Raw genomic sequence first — 15,766 nt, forward strand, 5'->3', positions numbered from 1 at the left:
GATTTTTTTAATAATTTTAGCCACGTACTTTTTTTATTTTTAATTTCAAGGGGCTTTGTTGCACAAACCTATCTCTAAAGGCTGATTCCACACTATAATTTTCAAATGAATAAGCCTCGCCCTAAAGTTTACCGTACTCTTAATTGGTCTTCATACAACCGAGCTCTCATTAATCGTGGAAATATTGCCATTTGGTTTGATCCAAATACTCAGTGGTATGAACAACCGCATGGCAAACAAGGTCGAAATCAAACCTATTCAGATACAGCAATCCAATGTTGTTTAATGATTAAATCATTATTCCGTCTGTCTTTACGTATGGTCACTGGCTTTGTTCAAAGTCTCATTCAACTTTTTGGCTTGGATTGGGCAGCACCAGATTACTCCACCCTTTGTAGAAGACAAAAGCATATTGATATTTCGATTTGCTATCAAAGAAGTAGTGGTGGACTCCATCTATTCATTGACTCTACAGGTTTGAAATTTTTAGGTGAAGGTGAGTGGAAACGTAAGAAACATCAGCCTGAATATCGTCGACAATGGCGTAAATTACATATTGGTATCGATGCTGAAACCCTGCAAATACGTGCAGTTCAGCTCACTACAAACAACGTCAGTGATTCCCAGGTACTCGGTGATTTACTTAATCAGATTCCACCAGCTGAACCAATTGATTTCGTTTATACTGATGGAGCTTATGATACGAAACAATGTCGAGAAGTGATTTCCGATCGGCAAGCTCATACAGTAATCCCACCCAGAAAAAATGCTAAACCTTGGAAAGATACAAAGATTAGCTCGTTAGAACGCAATGAACTGCTTCAAACAGTTAAACATTTGGGTAGGACTATATGGAAAAACTGGTCTGGCTATCATCGCCGAAGTTTGGTTGAAACCAAGATGCATTGCGTCAAATTATTAGGGGATAAACTGACTGCAAGACATTTTCAAAGTCAGGTCAATGAGATTCATGCACGTGTAGCAGTATTAAATAAATTCACGGAATTAGGAAGACCTCATACCCGAGTTGTATCTTAAATTTAGATAACTTAGGGGAACTTTAATTTTAAATCTTTGTGCAACAAAGCCACCGTAGACTCATAGAATCAAACCACTTAAATACGAAACGTATCGTATCATTAAACCCTAAAAAGGATTTATTTGCTATTCAATATTTTAAGATGTAATTAGCAGACAGCTATCTTTACATTATTCTGTTTTAAAAGCATCAATCACAATGATTTATCTATTTTTTTTAAATATTAATATAGCTCTCTGTGCGATTAACTCTATATCCTCATCTGAAACAGAATCACCAATGATTACAACTCTATAAAATAGTGGAGAAGCAGCCCATTCAAAAAACTCCCTTACTTGAGTTGTTTCAGCGAGTTCGCCTCTTTGAATCGCTCGATCAATTAATGGTGTTGCAAGCAAGAAACGTTCATCCCAGAACTGTTTTCTAGCATTTATAATATTTTCATCCCTTTGATTTAAAAGTGCACGTAAAATATTCAATGTAAACGGTGTACTTATAGTTGAGGCAATCATTTTTAGAAATATATTCAAATCATCAATTAGGCATCCTGTATCAGGTAAAGCCATGTCTACTTTCAAGCGTGTCAAAACAACGTCTAAAATAAGATCCACTTTAGTGGGCCATCTACGATAAACTGTTGTTTTATTTACATTTGCTAATTTTGCAATATCTGGAATTTCGATTTCTTCAAAGTTAGTTTGTTGAAGAAGAATATAAGTTGCGTCATGTATAGCCAAAACCAGCCTTTCAGCCCGACCACCTGGTCGACTTTGTTTAATTACTTTTGATTCCGAACTAGAAGCATGACCATCCATCTAAAATTTCTCCAAATATATTTACCCCAAACCATAAAGCAACTATAGTTGCTTTATGGTTTATTAAAGGGAATCTTCTTATGCATTCTAACATTCATGTCTATATTAACGACCAAAAAGTAGCGAATGAAGACATCATAAAATGGGAAACGAAAAGAGCTAATATCGTTTTAAAAAAATTAGGATCTAAGCCTTTAAGTCAGAATATTATGTCTTTAAGACATCAATTACTTGAACGAAAGGTTGAGCTTGGTCAAAAGAGAATCAAAAAAATTCTGAAGAATGAACTTATGCTTTCTGATCAATTTGCAAAATTGACAGCTTGGCTATCTTTTGGTCTAAGACGTTATAGCATTACAGAAATATTTGTTGAAAATGCACAAGCAGAACAATTTGTTGAATGGTTTGAACAATGCGGTAAAACAAATAATGAAACTGCTATGCTTGCAGGTACCCCAGATCATTACGTCATCGCAACAAATAAAGACCTTCAGGAAGTTATAGAAACTAATGGTGGTTCACCTTTAGTAGCAAAGTTCTATATTGATTATGAAGATTTATCGAGCCTACGTTCTGAAATTGATCTATCATTTCCCTTACAAATTGCAGGTGTCGCTAGATCATCGGATGGTCTTGCAATAGGCGGTGTTAGACATCAATTCCGTAATGAAAAAAATGGATTTAGAGCAAGATTAACTGTTGAGTATCCATTACTTATTCTTCCATCAATCATTTCCGGTCATCAAATGCATTTAGCAGATGAATTTTCTAATTGGATTTGTGCTGCATTTAGTTGGGACTTTCAATAGCAAATAAAAGTGTTTTCTTGCCTATTAAAAAATAAATGTACGACGATATATTTTACTTCTAAGTTTAGGTATCTTATCTAATACCAGATTCAGAAAATTCAAATGAATATATTAATGCCATTGTTGTTGATCCAGAGACAGGCAAGGCTTACCAAGGTAAAGCTCAGTTCAGATGGCAACAAGTTGACATTAATAGGTTATATTGGAATTTCGCTACTTGAACGAGAATAAACGTGGATTAGGCTTAAAGACTGAAAAAAGAGCATTACCTACTTTTTTCTTAGTTTTTAAATATTCAATCTGATGTTTTTAGGATAATAATGGATTGATAAAGCACTCCAAAATGACATTGATTGCCGGTATTTAAAAAGGCCTTTAACTCTACTTAGCTTCACTGAAAGCTCAAGCCCTGCTCCTCTCCCCGTCAATTTCTTATCCAAGTAAATTTAACTTGGTGTGTTGAAAGAAATAAATCGTAATAAAAATATAGATCGAGGCTAATTACCTCCATCTATATTTATGTTTAATTTAAAACCTGAACTGATTGCTGCAACTCTTTCTGGATTTTCTGAAAATGGTTAAGGGCATACTTCTACTGCTGTTATTTAAACATCAATCCGTAACCCTTGAAATATGATATTCAATCTCAAGGGTCTATTGCTTAAGCTTTATTTTTTGTATAAACGTCAATCAGTACTGCACCGAGCAATACCAATCCTTTAATAACTTGTTGATAGTCAACGCCAATTCCCAAGATCGACATACCATTGTTCATAACACCCATAATAAATGCGCCAATGACTACTGCAAAGACCTTACCAACACCACCAGAAGCAGACGCACCACCAATGAAACAGGCTGCGATAACGTCTAATTCAAAACCATAACCACCCGATGGCGTTGCACTATTCAAACGAGCTGCAAAAAGAAGTCCTGCAAATGCAGCCAATATACCCATATTTACAAAGGAAAAGAAAATGACACGTTCTGCATTAATCCCAGAAAGTTTCGCAGCTTTTGCATTACCACCAACCGCATAAATACGACGACCTATTGTCGTTCTATTCATAATAAAAGTGTATAACGCAACCAGAATGCCCATAATAATCAAAACGGTTGGCATACCACGAGAAGATGCTAACAAATAAGAAAAAACTATAATGACTGCACTTAATACCAAGTTCTTCACTACAAACATGCCCATCGAACCATTATCAATACCATGCTGTAAAGCTTGTTTACGCTGATGTAATTCGATCACAAAAAAAGCCACACTCACGACAACACCCAAAAGTAGAGATGTCACATGCAGACTTTCAAGACCAAAGAAATCAGGAATAAACCCCGTACTAATGATGGTAAAGCTATCTTCAAATGGTCCAACAGATTGCCCATCAAGCGAAATCAGAGTTAAACCCCTAAAAACTAACATGCCTGCTAATGTCACAATAAATGAGGGAACTGCCCAATATGCAACCCAATAGCCTTGAATTGCTCCAATGACAGCACCAGCAAGAATACATAAGATCATTGCAGGGATAAAAGACATTTCATGTGTGACCATTAAACTGGCAGCCATCGCTCCAGTAAATCCAACCACAGAGCCAACAGAAAGATCAATTTGTCCACACACAATCACCATGAGCATACCTAATGCCATGATGACAATATAACCATTTTGCAAAATCAAATTTGTTAAGTTTAACGGTTGTAATAAAACGTTATTTGTTGCGATCTGGAAAAATACTACAATAATCAGCAAGGCACATAATAAACCGTACTCCCGTAAACCCTGTGCCAATATATTCGTATTATTTTTTTTACTTCCAGAACTAATAGTAGGATTAGAAATGTCCGTATTGCTCATGTTAGTTTTCTCCATTCTTCATAATAGATCGCATAATGGCTTCCTGGCTTGCATCTTTTGCCAGAAACTCCCCAACAATTTTCCCGTCATTCATGACATAGATCCGATCACACATCCCCAATAGCTCTGGCATCTCGGATGAGATCATCACGATACATTTACCCTCTTGGGCAACCTGATCAATAATCGTATAAATCTCATACTTTGCACCCACATCCACACCACGTGTAGGTTCATCAAGAATAAGTACGTCAGGTGCAGTAAATAACCATTTACTGATCACTACTTTTTGCTGATTCCCCCCCGACAAATTGCCAGTATGTTGTTCCACATCTGCACTTCGAATCCTAAGCTTGTTTCGAAACTCTTTTGCAATTTTGGTTTCTTGATGCTCATTCGTCACTAGATGGTTAGAAATACCTGACAGATTAGCTAAAGGGGTATTTTTTCTAATACTTTCGTCAAGCAACAAACCATACCCTTTCCGATCTTCCGTGACGTAAGCCAGACCATTATCAATAGCCTTTCGAACCGTTGATACATCTATAGCCTTGCCATGAATTGAAACCGTACCACGAATATTTTTGCCATAAGATTTGCCGAATATACTCATTGCTAATTCAGTACGACCTGAACCCATCAGTCCCGCAATCCCAACAATTTCACCTTTACGTGCATTAAGACTAATTCCTTTTATCACTTCACGTGCAGCGTGGTTTGGATGATCAACACACCAGTCTTTGACTTCAAATAAAACTTCGCCAATTTGAGAACTTCGTTTTGGATAACGGTCTTCCATGTCACGACCAACCATCGCTTTAATAATTCGATCTTCACTGACTTCTTCCGTACGACAATTCAGATAATCAACAGATGCTCCATCCCGTATAATGGTAATACTGTCAGCAACTCTAGATATTTCATTTAATTTATGTGAAATAATAATTGAGGTGACACCTTGCGACTTCAGCTCTAATAACAGAGTTAATAACCGATCACTGTCATTATCATTTAAACTGGCTGTTGGTTCGTCCAAAATCAATAGTTTCACTTGTTTTGATAATGCCTTAGCAATTTCAACTAATTGTTGTTTACCAATGCCAAGATCGCTAACAAGTGTATCAGGTGAATCCAACAAACCAACTTTAGCAAGCACCTGTTTGGTTTTGTTATAAGAGCTATTCCAGTCAATCACACCAAATTTGGACTGTTCATTACCTAAAAAAATGTTCTCGGTGATAGATAGCATCGGCACTAATGCCAACTCTTGGTGAATAATGATAATCCCTCGTTGTTCACTGTCATGAATATTAGAAAATTTTTGCACTTCACCTTGATATAAAATTTGACCATCAAATGAGCCATGAGGGTAAACACCACTCAAAACTTTCATTAAGGTCGATTTACCAGCACCATTTTCACCACAAATTGCATGAATCTCCCCAGTCTTAACTACCATATCAACGTGACTTAGTGCCTGAACATGTCCAAAACTCTTTTTAATGCCACGCATTTCAAGTATTGTTTCCATACAGCAACCCTCTGCTGATCAGCAACCTGACCAGCATTTATCCAAATTAATAGCCTTATTTTCTTTCTGAAAAGCTTGCAGAAAGTGATGACTGAATAACTTATTTCAGTTGAGTTGCTTTGTAGTAACCTGATGTTACAAGTGCCGCATTCCAATTACTCTTCTCAACTAGAACAGGCTTCGCTAAATAAGTCGGCACGACTTTGACACCGTTGTTATAAGATTTTGTATCATTAACCGGAACAGATTTACGTGTGACAATTGCATCAACCATATCAGCTGCTGCTTTGGCTAATAAACGAGTATCTTTAAATACGGTTGATGTTTGATCGCCGCGGATAATGGCTTTGATATTTGCAATCTGAGCATCTTGACCGGTAATAACAGGCATAGGCTGATTAGGACGACCATAACCAACCCCTTTGAGCGAAGAGATAATACCTGTTGCAATATTATCATTGGGTGCTAAAACAGCATCTACATGGGTACCACCGTAAAAAGCACTGAGCAGGTTATCCATTCGAGCTTGGGCTTTTGCACCATCAAATTGTAGAATCGCAACTTTGTTAATATCAGTTTGTTTACTGCGTACCACCAACTTGCCTTTGGCGATATATGGATTCAATACAGACATTGCACCTGCATAATATTTATGAGCATTATTGTCATCAAGAGAACCAGCAAAAAGCTCAATATTAAATGGCCCTTTACCTTTATCTAATCCAAGTTTTTTAACAATCGAAATACCTTGAAGTGCACCTACCTGAAAATTATCAAAAGTTGCATAATAATCAACATCCTTGGTTTTCAATATCAATTTATCATATGAAATTACAGTAATACCTTTTTGTTTTGCTTTACGTACTACATTCGAAACGGTTGTCCCATCTACTGGAGCAATAATCAGGACTTTAACACCTGCCGTAATCATATTTTCAATCTGAGAAATCTGAGTTGGCACATCATAAGTTGAATACTGTAAATCCGTCTTGTAGCCTTTAGCTTTAAGATTATTGACGATATTATTTCCATCCATAATCCAGCGGGCTTCTGTTTTGTTTGGCATAGCAATACCAATTAACTCACCTGCGGCATAAGTACAATTAGCAAATGTTGCTAAAGCTATCGCAGCTATAGAAGTAGAAAGAGTCTTATACATTTTCATTTTCATTTTCCTTTAACTTAATTAAGCACAATTTTTATCTGCAGATATCTTTAATTCCATTCAAAATCTGCATGATCGCTTGAAAAAAGATAGCCTGAAAGCATCAAATTAGATGCCTTAAGACACTTGGTTAACAACTATAAATTTATTTGTCTTTTGAGTAAGTTATCAAACTCACTTCTCCCTTATATTTACGACGTTCCTGTCGCACTTACTCACTAATCAATTTTTCCAACATTCATTTGTTGGGGGATGGTTCTTATCAATTGTTTTGAAGTATAGGAGCGCAAAAACTGGAAAAAAATGTCAAATTAGAAAATGTCTTTTGCATAATCTGGAAAAATAAAGGGTTTTAATCTGCCTATAAAAATGCTAATGGAATGCAATCTGGTAATTTCAAAAATGAAAAAGTGTTTTTAGAAATAGCTATTCTTTTTCAAAAACGGCTTGTATACCCTAATTATCAACAGGGTATTTTTCATGATTACCTATTTTCTAAAAGGAAGTAAGAAATGTTGAGAGTTGCTATTTTAGGCGCAGGACGTATTGCTCAAATTCATTCTAAAAGCGCTTTTCTTAATTCGCAATGTGAATTGAAACTCATTGCAGACCCATGGAAAGAGGGTGTGGAAAAGCTTGCCAATGAACTTAATTGTGAAGCATGTTATGACTATTACGAAGCAATTGATAGAGATGACGTTGATGCTGTTGTAATTGCAACGGCAACAGATTTACATGTTGACTTAATGTTACATGCAGTAAAACGTAAAAAACCTGTTCTCTGTGAAAAGCCAATTGATCTTGATTTTGAACGTTCTATTGCAGCAGTTCAAGAAATTCAAAGTCATAATGGTAAAGTAATGCTCGCTTTTAACCGCCGTTTTGATGAAGATACAATCGCAATTAAAGATGCTATTTTGAACAACGAAATTGGTGAGATTCGCCAAGTTATTATTACAAGTCGTGATCCTGGTATGCAACCCGTCGAATATATGAAGACCTCAGGTGGTATCTTTAAAGATATGACAATTCATGATTTTGATACGGCCCGACATATTCTCGGTGAAGAGCCAGTTGAAATCTTTGCTACAGCAAGCCGTCTAGTAGATGAAGAACTAGCGAGTATTAATGACTACGATACTTGCAGCATTACATTGAAAACCAAATCAGGTAAACAGTGCATCATCAATAACTGTCGTGAGGCTGTCTATGGTTATGATCAACGTATTGAGGTACTTGGTTCTCAAGGTTTATTAAAAACCCAGAACCACCGCCCTTCTACCCTGAAAAAATACACTCACGATTTCACTAGCTCACAAAAGCCTCTATTAAATTTCTTCTTAGAACGTTACACGAGCTCATATAGAAATGAATTTAATATCTTTGTATCCAGCCTAGTGGAAGGACAAGAGTTCCCTACCAATTTATTCGATGGACTCCAAGCGCTTTATTTAGCAGTTTGTGCAATGGAATCAGTAGAAAGTAATAAAGCTATTACCGTAAATGCAGAAGGTCCAACAAAGTCACTTGCTGCATAAGTTATTTCTTATTTAAGAGTAAGGTTCTTAACGACTTAATTAAATAGCTCAAGAAATATGCTCTAAGCGTATTTCTTCGAGGGGCTATATATCATTTGCAAGGAAACTAGCAATGGATGCGAGTTTTAGTAAAATTACAGTTGCGCCAGTAAACAAGAAAGCAATTACGTTAAAAGCGACAATGATCATTGTTACAGCTTTTAACTTCATGTGGGCATTTTCACACACATTACTAGATGTATTGAATAAACATTTTCAGGATGTTTTTCATATATCACATGGCCAATCTGCATTTGTTCAAACAGCTTATTTAGGCGCTTATTTTTTATCTGCAATTCCTGTGGGATTGCTTATGAAAAAATATGGCTATAAAAACTCAATTATTGTGGGATTAATGCTGTTCGCCATAGGTTGTATGGGCTTTGTTCCTGCTGCTCAAATTGGAACTTTTTCAGCCTTTCTAACCGCAATCTTTATTTTAGCGACTGGCTTGGCCTGCTTAGAAATTGTTTGTAATTTATATGCTACTAAATTAGGTGACCCTAAAGATGCAACTCGCCGTTTAACTATGGCGCAGGCATTTGGCGGTATGGGGGGAATGTGTGGTCCTTTAGTAGGTGGAGCCGTATTTTTTATTCCGGCGGGAACTGTGGGAGGCTTTTATGTTGAGCCTGCAACAATGACTTACGCTGTGCTTTCTATTCTAGTGTTGTGTGTCATCGGATATATTATTTCGATTAAGTTACCAGAAACAAATAATGAAGATGAAAATAGTATTGCTCCTCGCCCAGAAGATACTGTTTATGAAAATATTCCTTTATTAAAAATTAAGAATGTGCGTAAAGCTATGCTTTCCCAATTTTGCTATAACGGCGCACATTTTGGTATCGGTGCTTTTTTCATTAACTATGTGATTGAGCATTGGCATGGAATTACTCCAAGTAAAGCTGCTTATTTCTTATCAATGGCAATGTTCTGTTATATGACTGGCCGCTTCTTAGGCATCTTTATCATGAAGCGTATTGATCCTCGAAAACTCCAAATCTTTAACAGTTCTGTCTGCGTGATTGGTTGCCTATTTGTAATGCTAGGTTATGACTATATTTCTGTTGTCGTACTTATCTGTATTTTCTTGTTCAAATCAACTTTATATCCAACTATCTTTTCAATGGGCGTTCGTGGTCTAGGTAAAAAATCTCAAATGGCAGCATCTCTTATGGTGACGATGTTTGTTGGTGGTGCAATTTTACCGCTTGTCATGGGTTACTTATCAGATATCACAAGTATTTCAACAGCATTTATTGTTCCTGCTATCTGTTACGCACTTATCTGCTGGTGTGCAGTTACTCAAGACCTTACTGGTTATAAACACGTTCGTTTTAAATAAACACTTTCAGACATGAATTAAAGGAAAATCTCATGAATAAACCAGATTTACTAGCTGCATATTGGACATTAGCTGGAAACGTATATCCTGGTGCACCGACAGAAATTAGCCCATTTTCATTACAACAACGTGTAGAATCTGCATCTAAAGCAGGTTGGAAAGGAATCGGATTAGTTTTAAGTGATCTGCGAGCAAATCTCGAAAAAACGAGTACAGCAACTCTTCGTCAAATATTAAAAGACAATGATATAAAATACTTTGAACTTGAAATTTTACTCGATTGGTATTTGGATGGTGAAGCTAGAAAGGTATCTGACTATGAACGTTCTAAAATGATTGAGCTTGGTGCTGAATTGGGTATGTGTAACCTTAAAATTGGAGCACGACCATTTGAAAATTCACCAAACTCTTTAGAGAAAATGTCTGACGAATTTTCAAAATTATGTAAAGAAGTTGCTCAAGTTAATGCAAATGTAGCTTTAGAAATTATGCCATTCTCTCGCTTAGCAACTCTCGAGGATGGTTTAAAGATCGTAGATACTGGCGATACTAATGGCGGTTTATGCTTAGACATTTGGCATTTAGCACGTGGCAATATTGATTTCGAAAAAATTAGCACTGTTCCTGCTCATCTTATTAAATCTGTTGAATTAAACGATGCAGCAGAGGAAATTGAGATTGACTTATTTAATGATTCTACACACCATCGGATGCTATGTGGCCAAGGTTCGTATGATATTCCTCTATTCTTGAATGAAATTAAAAAAGCGGGTTTCAATCAACCTTATTATGGCGTTGAACTAATTTCGCGAGATCATCGTACTTTACCCCTTGATGAAATGGCAAAAAATGCTTATGAAACTACAATAAATGCATTTAACTCTGTAACTGCATAATATTAATTATCCACCCAATAGTTCTTTTATAACTATTGGGTTTTTATTTATAAGATATTAAATTTCCTATTCTATAAAATACCATTTACAAGATATTTAATCGTATGTTTTTATTTTTAGAAAAACTGTTTTTAATTAATGTTCTTTTAAAATAAAGAATTCAATTTAAAATAAAACTTAGGAAATTAAAGAAAACTTTTCTAATCTAAAATTAATCTAAAATGGAGTTTTATAAATGAGTCTATCCCAACAAATTACATTTGACATGCCTGAAGCAGTAATTCTTACTGGCACATCTTCAGGTCTTGGTGCAGCTATGGCAATTGCATTAACTCAAGCAAATGTAAAAGTTTTTGGTCTAGATATTGCTGGAAAAACAGCAACTTTAGATGCATTAGATCATTATCAACATTTCCAAGGCGATATTACAAATCCTGAATCATGGGTTAACCTGACTGGTGCAGTAAAAGCAGGTAATTTTAAACACGTAGGATTAGTACCTTGTGCGGCAGTGACAGATATCGACCGTATTCTTGATGTGACACCAGATCGTATTAAGAAAGTATTTGACGTAAATATTTTAGGCACAATTCAAGCGCTTCAAGCTGCCTTACCATTAATGCTACCAAACAAACAAGGTAGTATTGTTTTGATCGGCAGTATATGTGCAACGTTTGGTGAACAAGGCTTACCAATTTATTCTGCTTCAAAAGCAGCTGTCCGTGAACTTGCTCGTACCACTTCACTAGACTATGCTCGTGATGGCATTAAAGTCAACATTGTGAGCCCAGGGCCAATGATGGCAGGCTTGTTCAAACGTCATGTTGAATCGGTAAACGATCCAAGCTTCCATCCTAAACGTGCAAATCGTCAGCCATACGGCCAGATTCTTGAAGTAGAAGATGTTGCAAAAACGATTCTATTCTTATTATCTTCAGGTTCAAGTGCACTATTAGGTGCCGATCTAATGGCAGATGCCGGTTTAACAACTGGTTTTGACTTCTATAGTTAATCATTCAAATGTACACAAAAAAGATCTAAGACCAAATCTTAGATCTTTTTTTATTTACTTCACTAACTTCAATTTTATTATTGGCTTTCCTACTTATGAATACTCATCCAGCTTCGTCATATTCTCTCTTATGGGTTATATTCGCCATTGCAATGGGTGGATTCTGTATCGGTACAACTGAATTTGTTGCTATGGGACTTATTCAGGAAATTGCAAAAGATCTACAGGTTTCTATCCCTAATGCTGGGCATTTTATCAGTGCTTATGCTTTAGGGGTGGTCATTGGAGCACCTATCATAGCAATCTCATGTGCTAAACTTCCTCGCAAAATGCTCTTACTTATACTTATGTTATTTTATGGTGTAGCAAATGCTTTTACAGCTTTAGCGCATGCACCTGAAACAGTATTATTATCCCGATTTATTGCAGGGCTTCCTCATGGAGCCTACTTTGGGGTGGGCGCCTTGGTAACTGCTCAACTTGCAAATCCTAAACAACAATCCACAGCAGTTGCTTTAATGATGATGGGATTAACCAGTTCAACGGTGGTTGGGGTTCCCTTGGCAACCTGGATGGGGCAACAATTTGGCTGGCGTGCTGGATTTGAATTTTCAGCGACTATCGCTGTTATAACCTTAATTGCAATTATATTTTTTGTCCCTAATATCTCTGTCCATAAGACGGCAAGTGTCAAAAATGAATTGGCAGGACTTAAAAATATCAATATGTGGTTAACGCTTGCTGTTGCTGCTATTGGCTTTGGGGGGATGTTTTCAACTTATAGTTATATTTCTCCAATTTTGACTGAATATACACAAGCTGATATTACCGTTGTGCCTATGGCACTTGCAATTTGGGGAGTTGGTATGGTCATTGGTGGACTTTTATCAGGTCATTTTGCTGATAAGAATCTTAATAAAACCATTGTTGGTATTTTAATCAGTTCAGCATTAACATTTATTTGTGCGTGCTTTCTAATGAAAAATCTTTATACAGCCATTATCGGCTTATTTTTTATTGGTCTGGTTATTATTGGATTGAGTAATACCTTACAAATGCGACTTATGCATGTGGCAGGTGATGCACAAGGCTTAGCAGCTTCACTCAATCACTCTGCATTTAATTTAGCCAATGCACTCGGAGCATTTTTAGGTGGATGGGCGATCAACAACCATTTGGGATGGCTTTCACCAATTTGGATAGGTTCAATATTCAGCTTAGGTGGATTGCTGATCTTAGCAATAGCCTTTATGATAGAAAAGTCCACTCAAAACTCAAAAAAATAATTTTTAATGAGACTGCTCTTTATGAGAAGAGTCTCTCATTTAACTATTAAGGATTTTTATGGGAAGAGAACAAAAAAAAACACCATAAAACGAAGTCCTTTTTAGCCAACGCTCCCCAAACATAAATAAAAATAAAACAAGAAACATGCCCTCCATCCCAACAAACTTCTACCAATATACAGTTCGTATTGGCATTTGGACCAACCCTTGGCTATCAATCACTATCCCTGTCACGAATTTTCCACTAATGAAAAGAAATATCGTATTTATTATTCCTTGTTTTGAAGCAAGAAAACAGACGTAAAGATAAGACTTGCACCTAGCTCTTCCCCTATCCAACTCCACTAAGGCTGTAAACTAATATTCTGATTCAGACTATGCCAATCAGCCTGTAATGCCAGAACAAATAGGCAGACGCCCCCAACTGCAAAAGAAATAAGTGCAGAAATAATCAGTTGATCGCCAATATCTACACTTAATCTACTATTAATTGCAGCTTGGATAGATAGTGCAATACCACCTAATAATGACAATAGGATATAAATTAAATTCATTACGTAAACTTCTGACAATATTAAAAATATGAGTACTTTCTCTTATCTATCTATCCATTCATACGAAATAAAAATAAACGCTAAATTTGGTTATTAATTTTTTTCGATAATATGAGTATCATTGCGCTCAACCATACTGCCTACTTTTTAAAACAGGAAATAAAAAAAAATTTTCAAATATTTATCTAGATCATCCTTCGTTCTCTACTTCTCAAAAAATATCAATGTGGCAGGGTCATGTATTTCTTGGTGTAATTCATATTTTAAACAACCGATTTCTTTTCACTTCTGATTCACAAGTTCTTTAAATTCTTCAATAAATTTATGAGTCTGATTTCTTTGAACGACCAATTTAGCAACAACTCTAATCTCTTTATTCATCATCATATCTCACTGTAATATAATCACTTACCTATACATGCTTATAAATTTAAATCATTCAATTCAAAATTAGTTTAATAGTTTCCCCCTAGGTCTTTGAGCGGTTTTCCATCCAGTAAGTTTTTCTCAATATGCTCTAGCGGTATATTTTTGTGTCTGCAACAAAATACTAAAAATTAAAGGTTCAATATCGCTAAAAAAGTAAAAGTTTCACCTGCACCAAACTGTGCTGCTACAACCAAAAAAATATCTTAAAATCAACAAATTAATATCGAATAATCAATCCTAAAATCATGTTCTTACAAAGGCTGAATTTCAGAACTTAATATTCAAACGACAGGCCCACCTGAAAATGAAAAGCCAATCATAAATAGAACTAAGCTCAATAGCACAAATATTGGAATATTATTAAAAAGACCATATGCGACAAAACCTAGACTCACTTCAATGGCACTAAAACCACCATATAGCATTGGTTTACGGCCACATTTATCAATAATCATAGATGCAAAAGCATTGGAATCAACTTTTACATCAGCCAATAGAACAGTTGATAGCAACTGATTTTGAAGTCAAACACAACCTGCTAATTCAAATAATATAGGGGCAAAAAACAAGTACAATACTAATGCCTGTAAATTGCCCAATCGCATACAAGCTACCCCCTAATCCGATTGAACGTCTAAAATTTTTATTAGAAAGAAATAATTAAAAACCTTTACTCTCACTTGTTTTAGCAATAGTTTCATATATTTTTTTGAGTTCCATTACTGCTTCTTGACCAGTAGCCCTAATCCTCTTTAAGACGGTTAAAGCTTCTTGATTTCGCTCTTTTAATGCTAAGCATCTTGGGCTTCTCAGCACTGTAAAAGTTCCAACAAATAATATGATAGCGGGCACAAAAAGAACGACAAACATTTCCCTTCAACTTTCAAGAAACTAAACATTCAATTACGGAAGAATGTGGCTAAAATGTCAAAAGTGATCATAAAATTAAAGATAGAAATTGCTTTACCCCCAACTGTTCTAGGAGCGACTTCGGACACATATAGCGATGCTGCAAAAGAAGAGATACCAATTCCCCCCATTAATTAATACTGTAATTGATTGAGTGAATACAATAAGATAAACAAGTACCCAAAAAATAATCGAAGAAATCAGGGTTGCAGCTCTTCTACCCTATTTTTTGAAAATTTGTCCTGCAATTAATTCGTCTAATACAGCCCCAGCCATCAATGTTCTGGCAATCCATCCTTTCAATAGTGGATTCAAATTAAATTCTTTATTTAATAAAGGTAAAGCACCCGAAATTACACCTATATCTGTACTAGATAATAATGCCTCTATTGCGGATAATCCTCCAGATTGCTATTTTGTGGCGTTTTTTTCCATATAATTATCTCATCCATGATACATATATTTATAAATATAAAAAAATCTTTATAGGGTTTATATCATTGTTTGAGCAAATGACTTTTTCACAGTA

16 protein-coding genes are annotated in these 15,766 nt (G+C 35.8%); 7 read left to right on the top strand and 9 right to left on the bottom strand.

The window, feature by feature from the left end; genetic code table 11:
- Positions 1 to 105 precede the first annotated feature (105 nt).
- Positions 106 to 1,038: an IS5 family transposase gene (locus AC4CVF_RS11755; protein ID WP_490789495.1), complete on the top strand. Its 933-nt coding sequence runs from the start codon at positions 106 to 108 to the stop codon at positions 1,036 to 1,038.
- 204 nt (positions 1,039 to 1,242) lie between these two features.
- On the opposite strand, the gene AC4CVF_RS11760 is transcribed toward AC4CVF_RS11755, so the two are convergent.
- Entirely contained in the window at positions 1,243 to 1,854 is a 612-nt protein-coding gene (locus AC4CVF_RS11760; protein WP_490789496.1) for a TetR/AcrR family transcriptional regulator, read from the bottom strand.
- An 80-nt stretch (positions 1,855 to 1,934) separates the two neighbouring features.
- Between AC4CVF_RS11760 and AC4CVF_RS11765 the strand changes: the two genes are divergently transcribed.
- On the top strand, positions 1,935 to 2,663 hold the full coding sequence (locus AC4CVF_RS11765; RefSeq protein ID WP_490789497.1) for a hypothetical protein: 729 nt from the start codon (positions 1,935 to 1,937) through the stop codon (positions 2,661 to 2,663).
- 661 nt (positions 2,664 to 3,324) lie between these two features.
- Here AC4CVF_RS11765 and mmsB read toward each other — a convergent pair.
- From mmsB to chvE, 3 genes are all read right to left on the bottom strand, one after another.
- Entirely contained in the window at positions 3,325 to 4,530 is a 1,206-nt protein-coding gene (mmsB, locus tag AC4CVF_RS11770; RefSeq protein WP_490789498.1) for a multiple monosaccharide ABC transporter permease, read from the bottom strand.
- A gap of 1 nt (position 4,531) precedes the next feature.
- Positions 4,532 to 6,061, bottom strand: a complete 1,530-nt coding sequence (gene mmsA / locus AC4CVF_RS11775) for a multiple monosaccharide ABC transporter ATP-binding protein (RefSeq protein ID WP_336954139.1) — start codon at positions 6,059 to 6,061, stop codon at positions 4,532 to 4,534.
- A gap of 100 nt (positions 6,062 to 6,161) precedes the next feature.
- Complete coding sequence (chvE, locus tag AC4CVF_RS11780) at positions 6,162 to 7,226, bottom strand: multiple monosaccharide ABC transporter substrate-binding protein (protein WP_419328794.1); 1,065 nt, start codon at positions 7,224 to 7,226, stop codon at positions 6,162 to 6,164.
- A gap of 512 nt (positions 7,227 to 7,738) precedes the next feature.
- Here chvE and iolG point away from each other — a divergent pair.
- The 5 genes from iolG to AC4CVF_RS11805 all read left to right on the top strand — a co-directional run bounded on the left by iolG (position 7,739) and on the right by AC4CVF_RS11805 (position 13,345).
- Positions 7,739 to 8,764: an inositol 2-dehydrogenase gene (gene iolG, locus AC4CVF_RS11785; RefSeq protein ID WP_336954142.1), complete on the top strand. Its 1,026-nt coding sequence runs from the start codon at positions 7,739 to 7,741 to the stop codon at positions 8,762 to 8,764.
- 112 nt (positions 8,765 to 8,876) lie between these two features.
- The gene (locus AC4CVF_RS11790; RefSeq protein WP_336954144.1) at positions 8,877 to 10,151 is read left to right on the top strand and encodes a sugar MFS transporter; all 1,275 of its coding nucleotides are present in this window, start codon (positions 8,877 to 8,879) and stop codon (positions 10,149 to 10,151) included.
- Positions 10,152 to 10,183: 32 nt separating this feature from the next.
- Entirely contained in the window at positions 10,184 to 11,047 is an 864-nt protein-coding gene (locus AC4CVF_RS11795; protein ID WP_490789499.1) for a sugar phosphate isomerase/epimerase family protein, read from the top strand.
- Between the two features lie 235 nt (positions 11,048 to 11,282).
- Positions 11,283 to 12,059 carry an SDR family NAD(P)-dependent oxidoreductase gene (locus tag AC4CVF_RS11800; protein WP_490789500.1) on the top strand — a complete coding sequence of 259 codons (777 nt, stop codon included), beginning with the start codon at positions 11,283 to 11,285 and terminating at the stop codon, positions 12,057 to 12,059.
- Positions 12,060 to 12,154: 95 nt separating this feature from the next.
- Entirely contained in the window at positions 12,155 to 13,345 is a 1,191-nt protein-coding gene (locus tag AC4CVF_RS11805) for an MFS transporter (RefSeq protein WP_490789501.1), read from the top strand.
- 168 nt (positions 13,346 to 13,513) lie between these two features.
- Here the strand turns inward: AC4CVF_RS11805 and AC4CVF_RS11810 are convergent, their stop codons facing one another.
- The 5 genes from AC4CVF_RS11810 to AC4CVF_RS11830 form a co-directional block, all read right to left on the bottom strand.
- Complete coding sequence (locus tag AC4CVF_RS11810) at positions 13,514 to 13,690, bottom strand: DMT family transporter (protein WP_419328798.1); 177 nt, start codon at positions 13,688 to 13,690, stop codon at positions 13,514 to 13,516.
- Positions 13,690 to 13,899 (bottom strand): DMT family transporter, encoded by a 210-nt coding sequence (locus AC4CVF_RS11815; protein WP_336954148.1) that lies wholly within the window; start codon positions 13,897 to 13,899, stop codon positions 13,690 to 13,692. The genes AC4CVF_RS11810 and AC4CVF_RS11815 overlap by 1 nt, the downstream gene beginning before the upstream one ends.
- Positions 13,900 to 14,609: 710 nt before the next feature.
- The gene (locus tag AC4CVF_RS11820) at positions 14,610 to 14,840 is read right to left on the bottom strand and encodes an MFS transporter (protein WP_336954149.1); all 231 of its coding nucleotides are present in this window, start codon (positions 14,838 to 14,840) and stop codon (positions 14,610 to 14,612) included.
- 148 nt (positions 14,841 to 14,988) lie between these two features.
- A complete protein-coding gene (locus AC4CVF_RS11825) occupies positions 14,989 to 15,198 on the bottom strand; it encodes an MFS transporter (protein WP_336954150.1) in 210 nt (69 codons plus the stop codon).
- 29 nt (positions 15,199 to 15,227) lie between these two features.
- Positions 15,228 to 15,368 carry an MFS transporter gene (locus AC4CVF_RS11830; RefSeq protein WP_490789502.1) on the bottom strand — a complete coding sequence of 47 codons (141 nt, stop codon included), beginning with the start codon at positions 15,366 to 15,368 and terminating at the stop codon, positions 15,228 to 15,230.
- Positions 15,369 to 15,766 lie beyond the last annotated feature (398 nt).

The organism is Acinetobacter sp. LipI_19 (assembly GCF_058242925.1).

Bases quoted from the DNA above. Each gene is read 5' to 3' on its own strand.
- AC4CVF_RS11795 (WP_490789499.1), top strand. From the start codon at position 10,184: ATGAATAAACCAGATTTACTAGCTGCATATTGGACATTAGCTGGAAAC.
- AC4CVF_RS11755 (WP_490789495.1), top strand. From the start codon at position 106: ATGAATAAGCCTCGCCCTAAAGTTTACCGTACTCTTAATTGGTCTTCA.
- mmsA (WP_336954139.1), bottom strand. From the start codon at position 6,061: ATGGAAACAATACTTGAAATGCGTGGCATTAAAAAGAGTTTTGGACAT.
- AC4CVF_RS11830 (WP_490789502.1), bottom strand. From the start codon at position 15,368: ATGGGGGGAATTGGTATCTCTTCTTTTGCAGCATCGCTATATGTGTCC.
- iolG (WP_336954142.1), top strand. From the start codon at position 7,739: ATGTTGAGAGTTGCTATTTTAGGCGCAGGACGTATTGCTCAAATTCAT.
- AC4CVF_RS11765 (WP_490789497.1), top strand. From the start codon at position 1,935: ATGCATTCTAACATTCATGTCTATATTAACGACCAAAAAGTAGCGAAT.
- AC4CVF_RS11805 (WP_490789501.1), top strand. From the start codon at position 12,155: ATGAATACTCATCCAGCTTCGTCATATTCTCTCTTATGGGTTATATTC.
- AC4CVF_RS11760 (WP_490789496.1), bottom strand. From the start codon at position 1,854: ATGGATGGTCATGCTTCTAGTTCGGAATCAAAAGTAATTAAACAAAGT.
- chvE (WP_419328794.1), bottom strand. From the start codon at position 7,226: ATGAAAATGTATAAGACTCTTTCTACTTCTATAGCTGCGATAGCTTTA.
- AC4CVF_RS11815 (WP_336954148.1), bottom strand. From the start codon at position 13,899: ATGAATTTAATTTATATCCTATTGTCATTATTAGGTGGTATTGCACTA.
- AC4CVF_RS11825 (WP_336954150.1), bottom strand. From the start codon at position 15,198: ATGTTTGTCGTTCTTTTTGTGCCCGCTATCATATTATTTGTTGGAACT.
- mmsB (WP_490789498.1), bottom strand. From the start codon at position 4,530: ATGAGCAATACGGACATTTCTAATCCTACTATTAGTTCTGGAAGTAAA.
- AC4CVF_RS11790 (WP_336954144.1), top strand. From the start codon at position 8,877: ATGGATGCGAGTTTTAGTAAAATTACAGTTGCGCCAGTAAACAAGAAA.
- AC4CVF_RS11800 (WP_490789500.1), top strand. From the start codon at position 11,283: ATGAGTCTATCCCAACAAATTACATTTGACATGCCTGAAGCAGTAATT.